The 21,128-nt window shown below is 57.7% G+C and carries 23 protein-coding genes; 11 read left to right on the top strand and 12 right to left on the bottom strand.

All coding sequences use genetic code 11. The features are described from left to right. The first annotated feature begins 17 nt into the window (after window positions 1-17). The 3 genes from G7069_RS06070 to rlmM are packed head-to-tail and all read left to right on the top strand — an operon-like array spanning window position 18 to window position 3,375. On the top strand, window positions 18-1,757 hold the full coding sequence (locus tag G7069_RS06070; protein WP_166295321.1) for a glutamine--tRNA ligase/YqeY domain fusion protein: 1,740 nt from the start codon (window positions 18-20) through the stop codon (window positions 1,755-1,757). Next, window positions 1,757-2,332 carry a nucleoside deaminase gene (locus G7069_RS06065; RefSeq protein WP_166295319.1) on the top strand — a complete coding sequence of 192 codons (576 nt, stop codon included), beginning with the start codon at window positions 1,757-1,759 and terminating at the stop codon, window positions 2,330-2,332. The genes G7069_RS06070 and G7069_RS06065 overlap by 1 nt, the downstream gene beginning before the upstream one ends. Continuing rightward, window positions 2,332-3,375 (top strand): 23S rRNA (cytidine(2498)-2'-O)-methyltransferase RlmM, encoded by a 1,044-nt coding sequence (gene rlmM / locus G7069_RS06060; protein ID WP_166295317.1) that lies wholly within the window; start codon window positions 2,332-2,334, stop codon window positions 3,373-3,375. Before G7069_RS06065 ends, rlmM begins: the two co-directional genes overlap by 1 nt. A 1-nt stretch (window position 3,376) precedes the next feature. Here rlmM and G7069_RS06055 read toward each other — a convergent pair whose 3' ends face one another. Continuing rightward, a complete protein-coding gene (locus tag G7069_RS06055) occupies window positions 3,377-4,546 on the bottom strand; it encodes an FAD-dependent oxidoreductase (protein WP_166295315.1) in 1,170 nt (389 codons plus the stop codon). Further along, entirely contained in the window at window positions 4,543-5,751 is a 1,209-nt protein-coding gene (gene ubiH / locus G7069_RS06050) for a 2-octaprenyl-6-methoxyphenyl hydroxylase (RefSeq protein ID WP_166295313.1), read from the bottom strand. The genes G7069_RS06055 and ubiH overlap by 4 nt, the downstream gene beginning before the upstream one ends. Window positions 5,752-5,816: 65 nt before the next feature. Between ubiH and G7069_RS06045 the strand changes: the two genes are divergently transcribed. Beyond that, the gene (locus tag G7069_RS06045) at window positions 5,817-6,422 is read left to right on the top strand and encodes a hypothetical protein (RefSeq protein ID WP_166295311.1); all 606 of its coding nucleotides are present in this window, start codon (window positions 5,817-5,819) and stop codon (window positions 6,420-6,422) included. Window positions 6,423-6,428: 6 nt separating this feature from the next. Then, window positions 6,429-6,983: a cob(I)yrinic acid a,c-diamide adenosyltransferase gene (locus G7069_RS06040; RefSeq protein ID WP_166295309.1), complete on the top strand. Its 555-nt coding sequence runs from the start codon at window positions 6,429-6,431 to the stop codon at window positions 6,981-6,983. On the opposite strand, the gene msrB is transcribed toward G7069_RS06040, so the two are convergent. Next, window positions 6,980-7,381 (bottom strand): peptide-methionine (R)-S-oxide reductase MsrB, encoded by a 402-nt coding sequence (gene msrB / locus G7069_RS06035; RefSeq protein ID WP_166295307.1) that lies wholly within the window; start codon window positions 7,379-7,381, stop codon window positions 6,980-6,982. The genes G7069_RS06040 and msrB overlap by 4 nt on opposite strands. A 116-nt stretch (window positions 7,382-7,497) precedes the next feature. Here msrB and lptD point away from each other — a divergent pair, with 116 nt between their 5' ends. From lptD to G7069_RS06005, 6 genes are read left to right on the top strand one after another with little or no spacing between them, the layout of a single operon-like run. After that, window positions 7,498-9,912 carry an LPS-assembly protein LptD gene (lptD, locus tag G7069_RS06030; RefSeq protein ID WP_166295305.1) on the top strand — a complete coding sequence of 805 codons (2,415 nt, stop codon included), beginning with the start codon at window positions 7,498-7,500 and terminating at the stop codon, window positions 9,910-9,912. Continuing rightward, window positions 9,909-11,237, top strand: coding sequence for a peptidylprolyl isomerase (locus tag G7069_RS06025; protein ID WP_166295303.1), 1,329 nt, complete (start codon window positions 9,909-9,911; stop codon window positions 11,235-11,237). The genes lptD and G7069_RS06025 overlap by 4 nt, the downstream gene beginning before the upstream one ends. 8 nt (window positions 11,238-11,245) lie before the next feature. After that, a complete protein-coding gene (pdxA, locus tag G7069_RS06020) occupies window positions 11,246-12,226 on the top strand; it encodes a 4-hydroxythreonine-4-phosphate dehydrogenase PdxA (protein ID WP_166295301.1) in 981 nt (326 codons plus the stop codon). Further along, a complete protein-coding gene (gene rsmA, locus G7069_RS06015; protein ID WP_166295299.1) occupies window positions 12,223-13,035 on the top strand; it encodes a 16S rRNA (adenine(1518)-N(6)/adenine(1519)-N(6))-dimethyltransferase RsmA in 813 nt (270 codons plus the stop codon). Before pdxA ends, rsmA begins: the two co-directional genes overlap by 4 nt. Before the next feature lie 36 nt (window positions 13,036-13,071). Further along, window positions 13,072-13,455, top strand: coding sequence for a Co2+/Mg2+ efflux protein ApaG (gene apaG, locus G7069_RS06010; protein WP_166295297.1), 384 nt, complete (start codon window positions 13,072-13,074; stop codon window positions 13,453-13,455). A gap of 18 nt (window positions 13,456-13,473) precedes the next feature. Beyond that, window positions 13,474-14,325, top strand: a complete 852-nt coding sequence (locus G7069_RS06005; RefSeq protein WP_166295295.1) for a symmetrical bis(5'-nucleosyl)-tetraphosphatase — start codon at window positions 13,474-13,476, stop codon at window positions 14,323-14,325. Here G7069_RS06005 and G7069_RS06000 read toward each other — a convergent pair. From G7069_RS06000 to G7069_RS05960, 9 genes are all read right to left on the bottom strand, one after another. Continuing rightward, window positions 14,301-14,774 (bottom strand): dihydrofolate reductase, encoded by a 474-nt coding sequence (locus G7069_RS06000; protein WP_240912495.1) that lies wholly within the window; start codon window positions 14,772-14,774, stop codon window positions 14,301-14,303. The two genes, G7069_RS06005 and G7069_RS06000, sit on opposite strands and share 25 nt — an antisense overlap. Window positions 14,775-14,797: 23 nt before the next feature. Continuing rightward, complete coding sequence (locus G7069_RS05995; RefSeq protein ID WP_166295293.1) at window positions 14,798-15,592, bottom strand: thymidylate synthase; 795 nt, start codon at window positions 15,590-15,592, stop codon at window positions 14,798-14,800. Beyond that, window positions 15,589-16,479 carry a prolipoprotein diacylglyceryl transferase gene (gene lgt / locus G7069_RS05990; protein ID WP_166295291.1) on the bottom strand — a complete coding sequence of 297 codons (891 nt, stop codon included), beginning with the start codon at window positions 16,477-16,479 and terminating at the stop codon, window positions 15,589-15,591. Before lgt ends, G7069_RS05995 begins: the two co-directional genes overlap by 4 nt. A gap of 47 nt (window positions 16,480-16,526) precedes the next feature. Next, window positions 16,527-17,030 (bottom strand): TPM domain-containing protein, encoded by a 504-nt coding sequence (locus G7069_RS05985; RefSeq protein ID WP_166295289.1) that lies wholly within the window; start codon window positions 17,028-17,030, stop codon window positions 16,527-16,529. Further along, window positions 17,030-17,950: a TPM domain-containing protein gene (locus G7069_RS05980; RefSeq protein ID WP_240912494.1), complete on the bottom strand. Its 921-nt coding sequence runs from the start codon at window positions 17,948-17,950 to the stop codon at window positions 17,030-17,032. The genes G7069_RS05985 and G7069_RS05980 overlap by 1 nt, the downstream gene beginning before the upstream one ends. 31 nt (window positions 17,951-17,981) lie before the next feature. Further along, window positions 17,982-18,584, bottom strand: coding sequence for a LemA family protein (locus tag G7069_RS05975; protein WP_166295287.1), 603 nt, complete (start codon window positions 18,582-18,584; stop codon window positions 17,982-17,984). Window positions 18,585-18,661: 77 nt separating this feature from the next. Continuing rightward, window positions 18,662-19,042: a diacylglycerol kinase gene (locus G7069_RS05970; RefSeq protein WP_166295285.1), complete on the bottom strand. Its 381-nt coding sequence runs from the start codon at window positions 19,040-19,042 to the stop codon at window positions 18,662-18,664. A 22-nt stretch (window positions 19,043-19,064) separates the two neighbouring features. Next, window positions 19,065-20,378, bottom strand: coding sequence for a HAMP domain-containing sensor histidine kinase (locus G7069_RS05965; RefSeq protein WP_166295283.1), 1,314 nt, complete (start codon window positions 20,376-20,378; stop codon window positions 19,065-19,067). Between the two features lie 9 nt (window positions 20,379-20,387). Continuing rightward, window positions 20,388-21,101: a response regulator transcription factor gene (locus G7069_RS05960; protein WP_166295281.1), complete on the bottom strand. Its 714-nt coding sequence runs from the start codon at window positions 21,099-21,101 to the stop codon at window positions 20,388-20,390. Window positions 21,102-21,128: the final 27 nt, after the last annotated feature.

Here is a 21,128-nt window from a genome sequence, read left to right as displayed (position 1 = left end):
AAGGCCCATTATCTGTAATGTCGAACTCGGAAGATACAGCGTCACCTGTCAGCACGGACTTCATTCGAAATATCGTGCGTGACGATTTAGCGTCGGGTAAGCACACCCACATCAAGACGCGCTTTCCGCCCGAACCGAATGGCTACCTCCATTTGGGCCACACGCGCGCCATCATGACCGACTTCGGCATCGCGGCTGAAAACGCTGGCGAGTGCAATCTGCGCTTTGACGACACCAATCCCGCTAAAGAAGATCCCGAATATGTGCAAGCCATTCAGGACGACATTGAATGGCTGGGCTTCAAATGGCACGACCTGCGCCATGCCTCCGATTACTTCGGCGTCTTTCATTTGGCGGCGATCAAGCTCATCGAAGATGGCAAAGCGTTCGTCTGTGACCTCAATGCCGATGAAGTTCGCGCCTATCGCGGCACGTTAACGGAACCGGGTCGTCCGTCTCCGTATCGGGATCGCAGCATCGCAGAGAATCTCGATTTGTTCGCACGCATGCGTGCCGGTGAGTTCCCCGATGGCGCGCGCACTTTGCGCGTCAAGATCGACATGGCCTCGCCCAACATCAATATGCGTGACCCTGCGATCTTTCGTATCAAACACGTCGAGCATCAAAACACCGGCAACGATTGGCCGATCTACCCGATGTACGACTATGCGCACTCCTTGAGTGATGCCATTGAAGGCATTACGCATTCTTTGTGCACGCTTGAGTTTGAAGATCACCGCCCCTTGTACGACTGGTGCGTGGATCACGTCGCATTGCATGAACATCCCGAACTGTTGAAGCCCATTACCGATAAGGGCTTTCCGAACGAGGCGGCAAAGCCGCGTCAGATCGAGTTCTCTCGTTTGAATCTCGACTACACCGTCATGAGCAAACGCAAGCTCATGGCTTTGGTGCAAGAGAATTTGGTCGATGGTTGGGATGACCCGCGTATGCCGACGCTGCAAGGCATTCGCCGTCGCGGCTACAGCCCGCAGGCGCTGCGCTTGTTCGTGTCGCGTTTGGGGTTGTCGAAACAAAATTCGACCATTGATTACACGGTGCTTGAAAACACGCTGCGTGAAGACCTCGACACGCGCGCTGAGCGTCGCATGGCGGTGATTGATCCCCTGCGCTTCGTTTTGACGAATCTGTCTGACGATCACACCGAACAACTCACCTTCCACAATCATCCGAAGAATGCAGCGTGTGGCGATCGCCAAGTAGCGTTCTCGAACACCGTGTATATCGACCGCGAAGATTTTGCGGAAGTGCCGCCGAAAGGCTGGAAACGATTGGTGCCAGAGGGTGAAGTGCGTTTGCGCGGTGCAGGTATCGTCAAGTGCACGGAAGTGATTAAAGATGCAGCCGGTCAAATCATCGAATTGCGCGGCACCTTGGATCTTGAATCACGCCCGGGCATGGCAGGTGCTGAGCGCAAGGTCAAAGGCACGTTGCATTGGGTGGATGCCAAGACAGGTGTGCCGACCGAATTCCGCCACTACGATCGTTTGTTCAAGGTCTCAAATCCCGACGACGACAGTGATGGCAAGAGCTATAAGGACCATTTGAACCCGGAGTCAAAGCAGGTTGCGCATGGCTTTGTAGAAGCATCCGCTGCACACGCGGCGCCGGAAATGTTTTATCAATTCGAGCGCATCGGTTATTACGTGGCCGATCGCAAAGATCACACGACGGTAGCGCCTGTGTTCAATCGAAGCGTGACCTTGCGTGACACTTGGATGCAAAAGTCGCAATGATGTCGGTACCGCTCCAACTTCACATTACGTTGCCGCAATGGATACATGACTATCCGTTTGAGGATGTGTACGCCAGCGACGAAGACAAAGTGGGATTGGCGATTGCGCTGTCGCGCATCAATGTTGAAAAGCGCTCGGGCGGGCCGTTCGGCGCCGCGATTTTCGCGCCGGATGATCGACTCATCGCCGTCGGCGTCAATCGTGTTTTGCCGCAATCCAATTCTGTGGCGCACGCTGAAATGATGGCTTTCATGTTGGCGCAGTCGCGCCTGCAAAGCGCACGCCTCAATGTAGCCATGGATGGCACCGATTGGCATCCGATTACATTGGCGACGTCTTCGCAACCGTGCTGTCAGTGTTTTGGCGCAAGTATCTGGGCAGGCATTGATCGCATGCTGATCGGTGCGCGCGCCGAAGACGTCATGGCGTTGACCTCATTTGACGAAGGCCCATTGCCGAATGATTGGCAAGGCGAGCTCGCCAAGCGCGGCATTCAACTGCAACACGATGTGTTGCGTGACGCTGCGTGCAATGTCTTGCGTGAATACACCGCACGCGAAGGCGGACATTACTGATGCAACAGGCGGGCGCCTTCGCCTGGTGTCGCGCCGGATTCGAACCCGACTTAGCGGCCGAATTGACGGACCGTGCGGCCGCGGCCGGCATCGCGGGCTATGCGCGCACCGAACGCGATTCGGGCTATGTCCGTTTCATTGTTGACGCGTCAGATGCCGAACGCGTTGAGCGTGCGGTGCCGTGGCGCGACACGGTGTTTTCGAGAAGCACGGTGTCGATGTTGGCGGAGTTGCAGATTGCCGATGCCACCGATCGCATTTCTCCGATGCTGCCTTACCTTGAAGGCCAGACCTTTAACGATGTGTGGGTCGAACATCCCGACTCCGACGCGGGCAAACCTTTATCAGGACTTGCACGCAGCTTAGGCAATGCCCTGCGCCCCGCGTTGAAACGCGCAGGCCTTTGGGCGCCCAACGCTGAGCGGCGATTGCATGTGGTCTTGCTGTCGGGCACACATTTGATCTTGGGCACAACACGCCCCGCGTTCGCCGCGCCTTGGCCACAAGGGATTCCGCGATTGCGAATGCTTGCAGAAGCCCCTTCACGTTCTGCGCTGAAACTTGAAGAGGCCTTCATGAGTTTGCTCAGCCCGCAAGAAAAAGCGTTGCACGTAAAAGAAGGCATGCGCGCGGCTGATTTAGGTGCTGCGCCTGGCGGCTGGACATGGGTGCTGCTGCGCGAAGGGATGCACGTAACGGCGATTGATAACGGCCCCTTGCGTGATCACGTGATGGCCACGGGCCGGGTGACGCATTTGCGCGAAGACGGTTTCAGTTGGCGCCCGCAGCAAACGCTCGATTGGATGGTCTGCGACATGGTGGAACAGCCGATCCGCGTGGCGTCACGCATGGCCACGTGGCTGCGCGAAGGCTGGTGTCGCAACAGCATTTTCAATTTGAAGCTGCCGATGAAAAAACGTTGGCTTGAAACACAGCGCTGTTTTGATTTACTCGAAACAGAAGCAGGACGACCTCTCGAGATTCGCGCCAAACAGCTCTATCACGACCGCGAAGAAATCACCGTGTACTGCCGCGTGCTCTGAATCAAATCCCCGCAGCGTGACGCCACAAGGCACGCTTAAGCGGACCCGATTTACCCGCAACGCCTAAGGCCGTGCCACGCACAATGCCAGCCAAGGGGTGCGTACTACGATAGACCTTGTTAATCGTTTCAAAGGCCATGGCAGAAACGACATTGTCACTCTTGCGATGACGCGCCCAGCGCGCAAGTCGAGACGGCGCGTCGAACGCTTGCTTTCGCGCTGCCGCGTCACGCACGCTCGCCAACAAAGCCGACACATCACGCAGACCCAAGTTGACGCCCTGACCCGCGAGCGGATGGACGACGTGCGCGGCGTCGCCAATGACCAAAATGCGTCCTTTTATTTGCGTGTCGACCAATTGCCTGCGCAGTGGAAAGCTCGCGCGATCGGACGCCAAGGTCAGGTCTCCTAAGCAACGGTCTGAAGCACGCGTCACTGCGTGATTGAAAGCCGCCTCGTCCATACGGGACATGGCTTCCGCTTGCGCTTGCGGCAAGGTCCAAACGATCGACACGCGATTGCCTTCAACTGGTAGCAGCGCGAGGGGTCCTTCCGGCAAAAAGCGCTGAAAGGCCGTGTCTTCGTGCGCGCGTTCAGTGGAGAGATACGCGACCAAGCCACGCTGTTCGTAGTCTTCGGTATTCACTGCAATGCCGGCGAGTTCGCGCAGCTTGGAATTGCCACCGTCCGCTGCAATCGCAACACGACAGTCCACGCCTCGCCCGGACTCAAAACGAATACGGACGCCTGATGCATCTTCACGGATGGATTCGACGCGTTCGGGGCAATGCGTTTCGATCCCTACACGATCCAACGCTTGCCAAAGTCGATCGATCAACAACGCATTCTCAATGATCCAACCAAGTTGCGGTGTGCCCATGCGATCGGCGTCGAACGAGAGTGTCGAGGCGCTTAAGGCATCCCATACATGCATATGTCGGTAGGCGTGTGCGCGTGCGTTCGATACCTCTTGCCACACGCCAAGGTCTTCAAATAACGCTTGGTTATCGGGCGCAAACGCAAAGACACGCAAATCCGGCGAATCGGCGTGCCAGGTCGCGGGCGCGTTGGCTTCAACGATCGCGACACGCAGCCCTGCTTTTGACAGCGCCAGCGCGCAACAAGCACCGACGACCCCGCCACCGACAACAACAACATCGAGTTGACTCATTGCGCTGCCCCTCTGTGTCGGCAGAGTTCGGGCACGTGCCCGCGATAGCCCATGGCACCCCCGACAATGTGTGATTGCACCCATTGTGTTTTCAATGCAGCAAGCGCCACGCTTCGGAACGGACGCAACAACGACGTGTCATTGGCCGAGATGCGTGCAAGACCATCTGAGATACGCACGGTTTCCAAACGATCTTCCGCGCGCTTCGATGCATAGGTGGCGAGCATGTCGGCGTCGCCCAAAGATGCACGATGCGCTTGAATACATTCCACCAAGGTCAATGCATCTCGAAAACCCAAGTTGAAGCCTTGCGCGCCGACGGGATGAATTGTTTGCGCCGCATTACCCACCAGCACAGCGCGTGGCGCATGCAAGGCCGTCGCCATGACGCGCCGAATGGGATAGCGACTGCGCTCACCGGCCGACAAGAAGCGCCCCGCGCGCCAACCAAACACGCGTTGGATCCGCGCGACATAGTCCGCCTCATTCAAAGCGGCCACGTCATCGGCATGCGCGCGTGCAACACCGTGCACCACACCGAAGTGACGATCGCCTCGCGGCAACACTGCCGTGGGCCCTTCCGGCGTCAAACGCTCCCATGCGGTGCCGTCAGGCGCTTTGGCCGTTCGCATCCGACAGACAAAAAGGTCTTGCTCGTAGTCGAAGGTCTCTGCCTGTATAGACAATGCATCGCGCACCGCGCTCTGCGTGCCGTCTGCACCGATCAACAATTGGCACGACAGCGTTTGACGCTCACCCGCCGTCGAAATTTCAAGCTCGCGATGGGTGGCGGTCAATCGTGTGGCTTCGAAGCGCGCGGGTCGATAGCGCGTGATCGCGAGCTTCGAAAGCTGCTGCTCAAGCGCTTCACCCAAATCACGCGCAACCACAACGCGACCGAAGACCTCGCGGTGATAGTCCGACGCTTCGAGCTTCACTTGGCCAAAATCACCCACGCGGCTGATGTGTATGCGTTGAATGGCACCGATGGGTGCTTTCAACGCACGCCACACCCCTAAATTCTGAAGTCCGTTGATCGTTGCTTCGGCGCAACTCAAATTGCGCTCGTCAAATACCGGCGGCATTGCGCCTGTCGGCGTGGCTTCAACCATCGCAATGTTGAGCCCTGTAGGCGCCAAGGCGATCGCGAGGCTTGCGCCGACGAGGCCGCCGCCGATGATGACAATATCGTGTTCAGCATGCATGTCGGCATGATACCGCCGCCTTGCTGGGAGCTTGCGCTAGAATTGCAAGTTCAGAGGAGAAACACATGCACGCCAACGAAATTCGCCGTTCCACCGCCGTCGACGCAAGCATTCTTGCTGTGTTGGCCTTGGTCATGGCCGTCACCCGCCTTCATCACTTCAACGCAGTGCCGGATGCTTCTTGGGCCGTGTTCTTCGTTGCGGGTTTCTATTTGCGTCGTTGGACTGCGTGGGCTTTCCCCGCATTGATGCTGTTGTCAGTCGCGGTGGACTACGCCGTCATTTCCGCCTCCGGCCTCGATTTCATGAAGCACTATTGCGTGTCGATCGGCTATTGGGCGCTCATTCCCGCTCACTTCGCCATGTGGGCAGGTGGTGCATTGATGAACAATGTCACGGCACGCCCGGTGAGCCAGCGTTTGGCCGCTCTGGTGGTGTCAGTCGTGGTGTCTGTGGTGGTGTGCCACGCTTTTGCACAAGGCGGCTTCTACTGGTTGAGCCCCGCCATCAGCCGCCCGGATTTTGCCGGCTGGTTTAAGAACTACACCGATTGGCTGTTGCCCTACATGGGCGTGGCTGCTGCCTATATCGGCACCGCGACGCTGTTGCACGCGATTGCTGTCAAGACCTTGGGGTTCGAGGGCGCCGCGCGCGCTCGCGTGCGCAAGTAAGTCGTCATGGGCAACCGTCTCTCCAAGATCTATACCCGTACCGGCGATGACGGTACGACCGGTCTGGGAGACGGCAGCCGAATCGACAAGGATTCCGCCCGCGTCACCGCCTATGGGACAGTGGACGAAGCCAATTCCTGTATCGGTCTAGTGTTGGCGAGTGAGGTTTCCGACGAGATCGCGACCTTGCTCGTGCGCGTGCAGCACCAATTGTTCGATTTGGGCGGCGAATTGTGCATTCCGGGCCATGCGGCGATTTTTGATCGGGATATCGACGCGCTCGAGGTCCAGCTCGACCATTTCAATGACGATTTGCCGCCTTTGAAGGATTTCATTCTGCCGGGCGGTGGTGAGGCCGCAGCCCGCTGCCATATCGCCCGGACCGTCGTTCGCCGCGCAGAAAGAGAAACCGTCACCTTGTCTCGTGCCGAGACCGTGCGGCCTGAAGCCATTCGTTATCTCAACCGTCTGTCAGACCTGCTGTTCGTGCTCAGTCGCGTTCTGGCACGCAACAGCGGCCACGGCGAAGTGATCTGGGAACACGATCGCCGCAAGGTTTAATCGCGGTCTTTGAAGTCCAAAGACGCCGAATTGATGCAATAGCGGGCGCCCGTCGTCTCGCGCGGACCATCTGGAAACAGGTGTCCAAGATGCGAATCGCACTTGGCACAGCGCACTTCGACCCGACGCATCCCGTGGCTTTCGTCCAGGTGCTCGGTCACTGCGCCTGCCGCCAGCGCACGGTCATAGCTCGGCCAACCGCTGCCTGAGTCGAACTTGTGCGCAGAATCGAACAACGGCGCGTGACAGACCACACAGCGGTAAATGCCGTCCGCGTGGTGATCCCAGTACTGACCGGTAAAGGCCCGTTCTGTGGCGGAGCAGCGGGTCACCGCAAATTGCTCCGGGGTCAGCCGTTCGCGCAGGGTGTCTTCGTCTTCCGAGGGACCCGTCGTCATGGTGCACTCCTTCAATGAACGCGTCACCCGTAAATGAATGACACAGCCCTGATGATTGCCCATCTACGCCGGATGCGTCAAAGTAGTTCGCTGAATAGATAAGGATATTTCCGCGCGTGCGACTTTCCCTTCGACTGTTGCCCCTGACGCTCGCCATTTGGACGGCCCTTCCGGCGTATGCCGAAGACAAGATTCCGATTAATTGGAAACGCTGTCCCATTGAAGATGCGGTGCCGGTGTTCAAAGACCCTCAACCCACCGGCGACGACACCAAGGTGAAGCGCAACACGTTGCCGACCACCTTGGAAGGTGATGAGCAATTCGGCACCATCGACATCCCGATTTTTTCGGGTGAAGTCAATTTGAATCGAGGCAATCAGTTTCTCGGTACTGACAAACTGACCTTCAATAAGAACGACAACACCTATGTCGCTGAAGGCCATGTGCGTTACCAAGACGCGAACTTGCGCGTCGTGGCCGAACGCGCCCACGGTAATCAAGATACCGACGAGCACACCATCGAAGACATGCGCTACCAATTGGTCAGCCGACGTGGCAACGGTATTGCAGACAAGATCGACATCAAGGGCGACTTGGGCGAAATGCACGGCGCCACGTATTCGACGTGCCCGCCGGATGCGCGCCATTGGCAGCTCGAGGCGCGTGAGATCGATATCAACAACGAAGAAGGCATGGGCGTAGCCCGTGGCGCCAAGTTGCGTATCGGCAGAGTACCTGTGTTGTATTTGCCCTTCTTCGCCTTTCCTGTCGACGGTCGCCGTCGCACCGGCTTGCTGTACCCAAGCATTTCGACCACGGGCCGTAACGGCTTGGATTACAAGCAGCCGATTTATTTGAATCTCGCACCGAACTACGACTTGACCCTGTACCCGCGGATCATGTCCAAGCGTGGCGGTGCGTTGGGTGCCGAGTTCAGATATCTCAACGCCGCCGGTGAAGGCACGATTGCCGGCAACTACATGCCGGACGACAAATTGCGTAATCGATCACGCGGTTCGTTTGTCTTCAATGGCTATCAAAATCTGTCTCAACATTGGCAGGCGCGTGCGGGTTTGGTGTGGCTGTCTGATCCACGTTATCTGGAAGACTTCAACAACTCATCCGCCGGTATTGCCAACTACAACGTGTTGAGCTCGGTCGGTGTGTATGGCAACGGTCGCTTCTGGAACGCCGGCATCATGGCGGACCGCTATCAGTTGGCGGATTACACCTTGACCAATGCCAGCTTGCCCTACGACCGCATGCCCCGTTTGTACTTCAATTGGGATCAACCGCTGGGTAGCCTGTTCCGCGTCGGTATCGATGCAGAAGCTGTGCGGTTTTCTCACCAAAGCTATCGACCCCTTCTGGCCGGTGGCGCTTTGGGTGCGACGACGGATATTCCCGGCGGTTCTCGTTTAGACCTCAAGCCGTTCATCAGCATGGAAGTCGAACGCGATGCTTGGTATGTCCGTCCGACAGTGGCGTGGCGACATACCTCGTATCAGCTCGATTCAAAGTTGGCTGATCAAATGGCTTTGGGGAATGCGACGCGATACGCGGCGGAAACCGGGACGGCGGTGACGCCCGCATTGGTGGCGCGCTATCGCGCGGCAAATCCGACCCGCAATTTGCCCATCTTGTCGCTCGATACCGGCCTGTACTTCGATCGTGCGTTCAAGTTCCGGGATACCGCGTACACGCAAACCTTGGAGCCGCGCCTGTTCTATCTGCATGTGCCTTATGAAAACCAAGATGCACTGCCGATTTTCGACACCAATGCATTGAGCTTTAGCTGGGGCCAGTTGTTCCGTGACAACCGCTACTCCAGTGCAGACCGTCAGGCGGATGCGAATCAGATCACGGCAGCTATTTCAAGCCGCGTGCTGCGCCAGAACGATGGTCACGAAGTCTTGAATGTGAGCTTCGGACAGATTCACTACTTGAGCGATGCGCGTGTGCGCTTGCCGTGGGAGAACACCATTGAAAAGGGTGCTTCGGCCTACGTTGCAGATGCCAACTGGTCACCGAACGATCGCTGGCAGTTTGGCGCGTCGATGCAGTGGAACCCGAAGATCAAACGTCGCGATCTCGCCAGTGCCCGTGGTCGCTACTTGTTTGGTGATGGCGGCATTGTGAACTTGGCCTATCGCTATCGCCGCGATTTGCTTGAGCAGGCGGATTTTTCTTTTGTCTATCCGATCAGCAATGCATGGAGCATCGTCGGACGACACTATTACTCATTGAAAGACAACAAGGCCATCGAAACTTTGGGCGGCTTTCAGTACGACAGTTGTTGTATTGCCATTCGCGTTGTCGGCCGTCGCTATATTGCGACTCGCGAAGGCGATCTCAAGAACGGCATCATGCTTGAATTCGAGCTGAAAGGCTTGGGCTCTGCCGGCCAGGACACGAAGCGGACCCTGCGCCGTGCTATTCTCGGCTACCACCGAGACGACCTCTATCTCATCCCGCCCGAAACCGCTACGGGCCAGACAGTTTCGGATCCGGATCCGACCACTTTGCCATGAAGAAATTTGCATTCCTTTTGATCGCTGCGCAGTTGGTGTTTGCTACACCGGCGCTCGCCCAATCCATCGACAGCATCGCTGCTGTGGTGAATGAAGACGTGATCTTGCGTAGCGAGGTCAAGTTGGCGACTGACAACATCGTTGCACAGAACGCTCAACGCGCCGCCGACCTTCCCCCGCGTGACATTCTCGAGCGCCAAGTGCTTGAACGCTTGATCATGATGCGTTTGCAAATTGCACGCGCAAACTCGAGCGGCATGCGCGTGGAAGATGCGGAAGTCGATCAAGCTGTCGCGAGTATTGCGCAGCAAAATAATCTGACCACCGCGCAATTGGTGAGCCAAGCGACGCAAGGTGGCATGAGCGAAAAAGCATTCCGCAAGACGATTGCAGATGAATTGCTTCTGCAGCGTATGAAAATGGCTTATGCGCAAAGCACAATCCGCGTCAGTGAGAGCGAAGTGGATAACGTGCTCTCGTCACTGTCCAAAGGCGGTACGCAGTATCACTTGGCGAATATCGTCGTGACCCTGCCTGAAGGCGCGACGTCCGAACAAATTGAACTCGGCCAGAAGAAGATTGACGGCATCAAGGCGCAAATCGACCGTGGCGAAATGGACTTTACCGCTGCGGCGATGCGCTATTCAAATGCCCCGAATGCATTGGATGGCGGTGACCTGGGTTGGCGCGCAATCGAAGAAGTCCCCCCCGCATTTGCCCAGCAATTGGTCAACATGCAGCAGGGCGAAATCTTGGGCCCCGTGCGCGGCACCACAGGCTTCCAATTGTTGAAGCTGGTGGATATCCGCCAAAACGCAGCCGGCACCAACACGGTGACGCAGTACCGGATTCAACAGATCTTGATTAAGTCGGCCGACCCCGCCAACGACAACGCGGCACGTGCAAAGGCAGAAACCTTGCGCGCCCGTTTAGTGGGTGGTGCGGATTTCGCCAAACTCGCGAAATCGGACTCGGATGATGCGGCCACCAAGGATCGTGGCGGTGAAATTGATTGGCGCAGCCAAGATGCATTGGGTGAAGTCGGTGCGACTGTTGCCGGTTTGGCCGACAACGCAGTGAGCGAACCGATTCAAACCGCAGAAGGCTGGGTCATCGTGAAGCGCTTGGGCACGCGACAAGGCGTCGCTGCGAGTGACGATCAACGCGCGCAGGCGCGCGACATGATTGGCCGCCGCAAGCTCGAAGAGTCGTATGACCGCTTCTTGCGCGAAATGCGCGGTGAGGCCTACATCGACATCCGTCGCGCCGATGGCAGCTCAGAGTCCACGCCGGTCGCCACGCCGGCAGCCACGCCGGCGAATTGAGGCCATCGATGTCTTCCCCTCGGCTCGCCGTCGTACTGGGTGAGCCAGGTGGTATCGGCGCAGAACTGTGCGCCCACCTGTCACAAGACCTTGCCCGTGCGCAGCTGTGCACGGTGTTCGGCAGCGCCGAGGTGCTCCGCGCGGGTGCTGCAGCGATTGGCAAAACCATTGAGTGCATAGACGCAGAAGCGGTGCCGCACGAGGCGGGCCAACTGCGCGTGGTCGATTTTCCAGTGTCGACGCATACATTCGGTACCGCGCACCCTGCAAATGCGGCCGCTGTGATGACGGCTTTGCACGCGGCCATCGATGCCTGCTTGGCAGGCAAATTCGACGGACTTGTAACGGGCCCATTGAACAAGGCGAGCATTCACGCCGGCGGCTTCGACTACACCGGCACCACTGAAGTGTTGGCAACACGATGCGGCCGCGACGTCGTCATGATGCTGGCGCGCGACGATTTACGTGTCGCTTTGGTCACGACGCATCTGCCTTTGCGTGACGTGCCGGATGCGATTACCGCGGACAGCCTTGCGCGAACGATTCGTATCACGCACGCTGCTTTGATCGAACAGTTCGCTTGCGCTGCCCCGCGATTGGCCATCCTGGGCTTGAATCCGCATGCGGGCGAAGACGGCGTCTTGGGTCGCGAAGAAATTGACATCATCGTGCCGGTCTTGGAGAGCTTGCGTGCAGAAGGCATGCATCTCATCGGGCCCTTGCCCGCGGATACGGCTTTCTTACCTTCAAAGCGCGCGTCATTTGATGCTGTGATCGCGATGTATCACGATCAAGGTCTCCCCGTGCTGAAATCGGGCGGATTGGACGAAGCCGTGAATATCACCTTGGGACTGCCCTTCCCGCGCGTCGCCGTTGACCACGGCACGGCCTTGGATATTGCGGGGCTAGGCATTGCGCGCCCGCATAGCTTTCTGCGCGCCATCGACCAATGCGCGTCCCTCGTACACCTGCGGACTTCTCAGCCATGAATGCATCACCCGCCTTTCAACCGGGTGCGAAGAAGCATCTGGGTCAAAATTTCTTGCATGACTCGGCGGTCATCGACCGGATTGTCCAAGCGATCGCGCCAAAGGCCGGCGATGCACTCGTTGAGATCGGTCCCGGCCAAGGTGCGCTGACATTTCCGCTGTTGCGCGCTCATGGTGCGCTGACGGCCATTGAGTTCGATCGCGACATCATTGCGCCGCTCAGTGCGCGTGCGTCTGAACATGGCACGCTCCGTTTGATCAATGCAAACGTGTTGGATGTCGATTTCACCGCATTGGCCGCGGAATTGAACGCACCGCGCATTCGTTTGGTCGGCAATTTGCCTTACAACTTGTCGTCGCCCATCTTGTTTCATGCGGTCGATCACTTGGCTGCGATCCAAGACATGCATTTCATGCTGCAAAAGGAAGTCGTCGAACGCATGGCGGCCGAACCGGGCAGCAAGGTCTATGGTCGCCTGAGCGTGATGCTGCAAGCGGTATGCCATGTTGTGCCGCTCTTTGTCGTGCCGCCGCATGCGTTTCGACCCGCACCCAAAGTGGACTCGGCGATTGTCCGTTTGGCGCCGCGCGATCCTGCAAGCATCGGCATCGCGCATCCGAAAGTTTTTGCACACGTGGTGCGTGCAGCATTCGGCCAGCGCCGCAAAACCTTGCGCAATGCATTAAACGGCGTGGCGTCACCCGAACAAATCATTGCCACAGGCTTGAAACCCGAAGTGCGCGCAGAACAGGTCTCGGTCGCCGAATTCATAGATTTGGCCAATCGTGTGGGCCGCGAAACGGCCTGATCGTCCGGTTCACAAGCAATTGCCTAAAATGGTGGCATGACGCAAGTGACCCACTACGCAATGGATGTTTCGGTCGCCACCGAATACTTGGATGAAGAATCTTCAGCCAGTGAATCTCGCTTTGTCTTCGCCTACACCATTCGAATCGAGAATCTCGGTAGCCTGCCTGCACGGCTCTTGCGTCGCCACTGGCGCATCACCGATGCCAATGGCGAGGTTGAAGAAGTCCATGGCGAAGGCGTGGTTGGCGAGACGCCTTGGTTGCGTCCGGGTGAGGGCTTCGAGTATGTCTCGGGCGTTGTATTGACCACGCACGTCGGCACCATGGAAGGCAGCTACGATTTGATCGCGGACGACGGCACTGAATTTGCCGCTACAATTCCACGGTTCATGTTGACAGTGCCGCGCACGCTGCACTGACCGGGGAGAGATCAAGATATGGCCGTGTGGGCAATCGGCGATCTGCAAGGTTGCTACGACACTACACAACGTTTGCTTGAACGCATTCGCTTCGATCCCGCGCGCGATCAACTTTGGTTTTGCGGTGATCTGGTCAATCGCGGTGGGCAGTCGTTAGAAACACTGCGGCTGGTGCATAGCTTGCGCAAGAACGCCAAGGTCGTCTTGGGCAACCATGATCTGTCCCTCATCGCCATCGGCGAACGCACGGTGGATGAAAAGCGTCGGGTGAATCCAGACTTGCAACGCGTCGTATTTGCTGAAGATGCACCTGAGCTTTTGGCGTGGTTGCGGCAACGTCCGTTGGCGCATCACGATGCCGAGCTCGGCTGGTTGATGGTGCATGCAGGCATTGCGCCGAATTGGTCACTCGAAGACACGCTGACCTATGCACGCGAAGTGGAAGTCAGACTGCGCGGTGGCAGCTATCGTAAATTGCTGCGCGCAATGTACGGCAACCGCCCCATGTTCAATGCGAAGCTACGTGGCTTCGACCGCTATCGCGCGATCATCAATGTTTTTACGCGTATGCGCTATTGCACGTCGCGTGGCCGTATCGCCTTCGAAGAAAAAGGCGTGCCCGGCTCACAGCCGATTGGTTTGTACCCGTGGTTCTCGGTTCCGGGCCAGGCGGTGCGTGATGTGCGTATCGTCTGTGGTCACTGGAGCGCGCTCGGCTTGTCTATCAGCAGCAATGTCCACGCCATCGATACAGGCGCGGTGTGGGGCGGCAAATTGACGGCCCTACGTTTAGACGGTGATGAGTTTGAACTGCGTCAGGTGCGCGGTCGCATGCTCGACCCGAGTCAAGCGGCAGCGATTGAAGAGTAGTCGACGAATTCGAAGTTGAAGGCGTGTTTTGCGTCTGCCAAGTGACTTGAACGACTGTCTACACGCCACTGTGAGAGATCGAACGCGGGGAAGAAGGCATCTGCGCCTTGCACAATCGTATCGACATACGTGAGATGCAGCCGGTGTGCGCTCGGCAAGGCTTGCGCAAACACATCCCCACCACCGATCACGCAGAGCTCTGGATGACCCTCTGCCAGTGTCAGCGCGGACTCGAACGAGTCGACGGCTTGCATACCTTCAAACGGCACGCGTCCGCTACGAGTGAGCACCCAGTTGGGACGGCCGGGCAAGGTGCGACCCAAAGATTCGGCCGTCTTGCGCCCCATCAAAATGGGCTTGCCGAGCGTTAACGCCTTGAAGCGCTTCAGATCATCCGGCAAATGCCACGGCAAGGTGTTGTCCTTGCCAATGGCGCGGGCGCGGTCCATCGCAACAATCAAACTGATCCGAGTCAAACGGCCACCGGTGCCTTAATGGCCGGCAACGGATCGTAGCCATCGATCCGGAAATCTTCGAACTTGAACGCAAAGATATCTTTGACGTCCGGGTTCATATGCAGGGTGGGCAATGCACGCGGCGCGCGTGACAACTGCTCATCCGCTTGTGCGAAGTGATTGCTGTACAAATGCGCATCACCCAAGGTGTGCACAAAATCACCGACACCGAGGCCAGTCGCTTGCGCAATCATGTGGGTGAGCAAGGCATAACTCGCAATATTGAACGGCACGCCCAAGAAAATATCGGCGCTGCGTTGATACAGCTGGCAACTCAATTTGCCATCGGCGACATAGAACTGAAACAAGGTGTGACACGGCATCAGCGCCATCTTGTCGAGCTCGCCGACATTCCATGCACTCACCACCAAGCGGCGTGAGTTCGGATTGCGTTTGATCTCTTCGACCAACCACGTGATTTGATCGACCGTGCTGCCATCAGCTGCCGCCCAACTCCGCCATTGCTTCCCGTACACGGGGCCAAGCTCACCCTGCGCGTCGGCCCATTCGTCCCAAATCGAAACGCCGTTCTCTTTGAGATACGCAATATTGGTTTCACCGCGCAAGAACCACAACAGCTCATGGATAATCGAACGCGTGTGCAACTTCTTCGTCGTGCACATCGGAAAGCCTTCGTTCAAATCAAAACGCATTTGATAGCCGAAGACACTGCGCGTGCCCGTACCGGTGCGATCGCCCTTCTCAGTGCCGTGGTCGCGCACATGGCGTAAGAGGTCCAGATACTGCTTCATGCGCTCGCTTCCGGCAACGCACGATGCAACACCGGCGCTCTGCGCGAATACACCACCAAGGCAATCCCGGCCAAGATCAACGGCACGCTAAGCACCTGCCCCATCGTCAACCAACCGAATGCCAAGTACCCGTGGTCGCCAATCTGCGCATCCGGCACGCGAACGAATTCCACGATGAAACGGAACACCCCGTACAGGGCCAAGAAAACACCCGAAATGAAATACCTCGGACGCTCGCGCTTGGACAAGAACCAGAGCACAAGGAACAGCACCACACCTTCCAAGAACGCCTGATACAGCTGCGACGGATGACGCGCAAAGCTATTCAGTGCCCCACTCGCCCATTCGTGCTTCAAGCTCACGGCATCCATGCGCGCGTATTCGGCAGGCAGCGCGCTTGGGAAAATAACGCCATAGGCCGCATCGGTCGGCTTGCCCCAGAGCTCACCATTGATGAAATTGCCCAAACGACCGAAGCCCAGTCCCGGCGGTACAAGCGGCGCGATGAAGTCGCCGACATCAAAGAAATGCAGATGATGTTTGCGCGCCCAAATCCAAGTCGCGATGATCACACCGGCGAGGCCGCCGTGAAAGCTCATGCCGCCTTCCCAAACGCGAAGGATCTGCAAGGGATGGCTGATATAGGTCTGAAGGTCGTAGAACAGCACATAGCCGATTCGACCGCCCAAGATCACGCCGACCATGCCATAGAACATCAAGTCGCCGTAGCCGACCTCATTGACGCCAGGCAGGTAACCCGCGCGGATCCGCTTACGTCCCAGCCACCACGCCACGAAGAAGGCCAGCAGATACATGAGGCCGTACCAGTGGACCTTCAGCGGACCAAGTGCGACGGCGATGGGATCCAACTGGTGCAAATAGGGCATGAGGTCGCTGCTAGTCAAAGTAAGCCACTATTCTGCCAAACCTTTGCCTAACGGAGAATGCGCGGCGGATTCGGCAGTTCGTCTTCGTCTACTGTGCCTGCTTGCTGAGGAAAATGTGCGGCAATGAGTTCACTCGCTGCCTCAATGCCCCGCTTGACCGCCTCGGTGTGCTCGCCGAGCTGAAACTGCCCTTCCATCAACTGGCACACACCGCGCCACTGTTCCACGCTCACGAAGGCATCAAACCCGCGATCCGCAATGATTTCAATCCGGTGTTCCGCGAGCAGCACGTAGATCAGTACGCCGTTGTTTTGCGCCGTGTTCCACACATGCAGATTTGCAAATGCGGCGAGCGCGCGATCGCGGGCGCTGACGTCACGCCAAATGTCGCGGATGGGCAAATCGCCTTCTACGGCAAACATGATTTCGCCGCTGTGTTGCAATTCGCAGGCCGCAATGGTCGCGCCGATGGCTTCGAGGGCGCGCGCATTGAAGGTGCGCGCCGCAGGTGCCGCGCACAGATGTTTGAAGATGCGAGAGAGCTTTGACATCACCAGCCCCCCGAGGCGCCACCGCCCCCGCTCATACCGCCGCCACCGCTCCAGCCGCCGCCTCCACCGCCACTCCAGCCACCGCCGCTCCCACCGCCCCAACCACCACCGCCCCAACCACCACCGCCGCCGCCCCACCCACCGCCGCCCCAGCCGCTACGGTCGGCAAATCGTGCGCCGTTGCCGGTGGCGAAGCCGATGAAGAGCCCGGCAATGCCACCCAGGACGGCCGCAAACACAACGGGCGCAGAGAGAAACGCCGCAAGCGCGGCCAGAGCGCCCACCGCGGGCACGCGGACAAGCTTCGGCAGCCACGCTAAGAGCGCCCGCGCAAACACCGCCACGAACATCGCAAGCATCACAGCGCCGAATATGTCGTCCGATCGATCACGGGTTTGCTGCGAACGCGCCATGGGCGGCGGCAAGGGCTCCCCATCGATCAATTTGACGAGGGCTGCACTCGCGTCTTTCAAGCCACCACCGAAATCGCCTTGGCGGAACTTCGGCACCATGTATTCCTGAATCACGCGCGCGCTCGTGGCGTCGGGAATAGCGCCCTCCAAGCCGTAGCCCACTTCGATGCGCATTTGGCGATCGTTCTTGGCGACCAAGACCAGCACGCCATCATTGACCTTCTCGCGCCCCACATGCCACTGCTTGAAGGCTCGGTTGGCATAACTGGAGATGTCCTCCGGTTGAACCGTCGGAATGATCAGAATTTGGAGTTGACTGCCTTTCCGCTGCTGCAAGGCCAAGGCTTGTTGTTCAAGCGCAGTTTTATCTTCTGCCGACAGCGTGCCCGTGGTGTCGACCACGGGCGAATCCATTGGCGGGATCTCGGCCAGTGCCTGCGCGAATGCAGGCACACACGCCACGCCCAATACGAGCGCGAACAGCCACTGGCGAATACGAGGGCTCACGAGGGATCCACGCGCCCTAAGGCGCGACTGCTCACTTGGATGCAGGTGCAGGTTGTTGTCCACCAAAATCTACAGTGGGTGCATGTTGGATTTGTGCTTCGTTCTCAACAGCGAAGTTTGCCTTCGGTGAATAACCGAACATCATCGCCGTGAGGTTGACCGGAAACTTGCGGATGTAGGTGTTGTAGTCCTGCACGGTTTCGATGTAGTTCTTGCGCTCTACAGAAATGCGGTTTTCGGTACCTTCGAGCTGCGCCTGCAATTGCAGGAAGTTTTGGTCAGCTTTTAATTGCGGATAATTTTCCGACACCATCAACAAGCGACCGATTGCACCTTGCAGTTGCGTTTGCGCGTCTTGGAATTGTTTGACCGATGCGGGATCGTCCGCATTGACATTGATGGAACCGACCTTCGAACGGGCCTCCGTCACTTCGGTCAGAACGCGCTCTTCGTGCGAGGCATAGCCCTTCACCGTGTTGACCAAGTTCGGCACCAGATCTGCACGTCGCTTGTATTGGTTCAGCACTTGGGACCAGGCGGCTTTCACGCCTTCATCTTTTTGTTGGATGGTGTTGTAACCGCAGCCAGACAAAAAGGACGCGAGCAGAACGACGAGGAGGATGCGCAAAGACATAGGATGAATCCAAATTGAATCAATGGCACATCATCGAAAACAAAATGTAATGACAAGGTGAAGTAGGCAGAAAACCCTTACAGAACACGGGGGATCAGGATCAGTCCCCAGACCAGCAAGACGGTCATCATGCAGACGAAAACCGCCGCCGAGCCCATGTCTTTGGCGCGGCCTGCCAGCTCGTGAAATTCTGCGCCGTAGCGTTCAATCACTGCCTCCACGGCCGAATTCATCAACTCCATCGCCATGACGGGGAGCAAGACGCCGCACAGCAGCGCACGCTCGACCGGCGTTTGACCCAGCCACAGACCAAGTGGAAACGCGAAGACGAATAAGACCACTTCCAATCGAAATGAAGACTCATGGAGCCAGGCGGCTTTAAGTCCTTTGAGCGACCACACGGTTGCGTTGTAGATGCCGCGGGGACCGCGGGGAAGGTGTCCGAGTGAGTCTGCCATGCGCTCGATTCTGCCACAGACCTTAGGTTTTAGCGGGCACCTGCCGGAAACCCAAGGTCGCAATCGTCCCTTCCGACAATCGACTGCGCAGGCTCAAGGTCCAACCAATGCGATCGACCAATCGACGGACCACGTTCAAGCCAAGACCTTTCGCGTTCTGACGAGAAATGTCTTCGCGGAAGAACGGATCAAAGACGCGCGCCAAGGTATCGGCGCTCATGCCGATGCCGGTATCGATGATGTCGATCGAGTTGTCGCGCAGAACGACATTGATATTGCCGCGCTCGGTGAAGCTCACGGCGTTCTCAAGCAATTCATTCAATACAACCGCAAGCATGCGCGGCGGTGCTTCAACCATCGGATTCGCACGGGCGTCCAAGTGGATTTCCAAGGCGGGGTTGTCAACGTGATCGCGGATGCGCGCGATGGCCTCTTCCACGACGGGCAGTGCGTAGAACTGGTCGACTTCGATTTCAACATTCGGATGGCGTGCCAGCACGAGCAGGGATTCAACAAGCCCTTCCATTTCGCGCGTGACCTGATCGATTCTCGAGAGCGCGCGCGTACCGCGTTGGGACAGCTCTGGCTCCAAGGTGAGCATGTCGTGTGCCATGCGCACCACGGTCAACGGTGTGCGCAACTCGTGACTGGCATCACGGGTGAAATTGCGCTCGCGCTCCACGAAGGTATTCATACGACCGGCCATGTCGACGACGGCGTTGCGTAAGCGCTCCACTTCACGAATTTTGCTTTCACCGCATGCGGTGTATTTGAGCTGCGCCACTTCGCCACGTTCGGGGTCCCAGCGATCAACGGCATGCGAGAACTCAACCAAAGGCAGCATCAATCGCCGCAATCGGCGGTTGGTGAACGCAATCATCGCCCAGACGGCAATCAAGGACATCAAGCCCGACAGCACGGTAATGCCCACAACAACGCGATCCAACAAAGAGCGCGTGGTGACTACAAAAATCTTGCCGGGGGCTCGGTCGCCTACGTACACGACCTTGTCGGCCTGCAGCCAGCTCTCTTGATTCAAACGATGGAATCCACTCGACATTACGCGTAGTTCGGCGGGTACTTGGTCAGGCTGTGACCCTACCGGTACGAAGTAGGCTTCGTAACTCAAACCTTTTGGCAAGGGGGCTTTCGGATTGCGCTCGATCAAGGCCCAAAGTTGCGTGACTTCCGTGCGAATGCGATCACGCAGCAAATACTCGCTGATCGCCTTACTACCAATGAAGGTACCGGCGACCAGCAACAAGGCAACACCCAACGCTTGCAGGATGAAGTGGCGGCGTAATTGGTGGTGGAGCCGTTGTGGAGTTTTTGCCACGACCGCGCGTCAAGTTGGCGGTTGGTCGATGTCCGCGATGCGGTAACCCGCACTTTGCACGGTGTGCAGCAATTGTTTCTTGAAGGGTTTGTCGATGATCTTTCGCAAGTTGTACAGATGGCTGCGCAAGGTATCGGAGTCCGGAAGGCTATTGCCCCAGATCTCGCGTTCAATGTCGTGGCGACCCACGACGCGCGGCGATTCTCGCATCAAGATCGTCAGCAACTTCAGGCCGATCGGCGACAACAACAGTTCGGTGCCGCCGCGCGTGGCGCGAAGGCTGCCCGGGTCGAGCACCAAGTCACCGACCTTCAACACTTCGGATCCGACTTGACGGCGTTCACGACGGATCAAGACGCGCAGGCGCGCTTCCAATTCTTGAATCGCAAAAGGTTTGGTCAGGTAGTCGTCCGCACCCGCAGAGAGGCCGGTCAACTTTTCGTCCAAGGTATCGCGCGCCGTGAGCATCAGGATCGGTGTGGAGCGGCGCGCTTCTTCACGAAGCTTCTTACACACCTCAATGCCGTCCATGCGCGGCAACATCAAGTCGAGGACGATCACGTCATAGGTGTTTTCGGTGGCCAAGCGATAGCCATCGAGGCCGTCTTGGGCGTAGTCCACTTCGAAGCCACGGCTTTCGAGAAACTCACCGACCATTTCGGAAATGTTGCGATTGTCTTCGACAATGAGGACAAGACCGCCCTCTTGTTGCGTTGTAGTCATCGGAAGCGCTCCCTTTCAGCTTTGTGA

Source organism: Lysobacter sp. HDW10 (assembly GCF_011300685.1).
Lineage (GTDB): Bacteria > Pseudomonadota > Gammaproteobacteria > Xanthomonadales > Xanthomonadaceae > Solilutibacter.
Note: the sequence above shows the minus strand (reverse complement) of the source record. Positions and strands in the feature narration are given on the sequence as shown.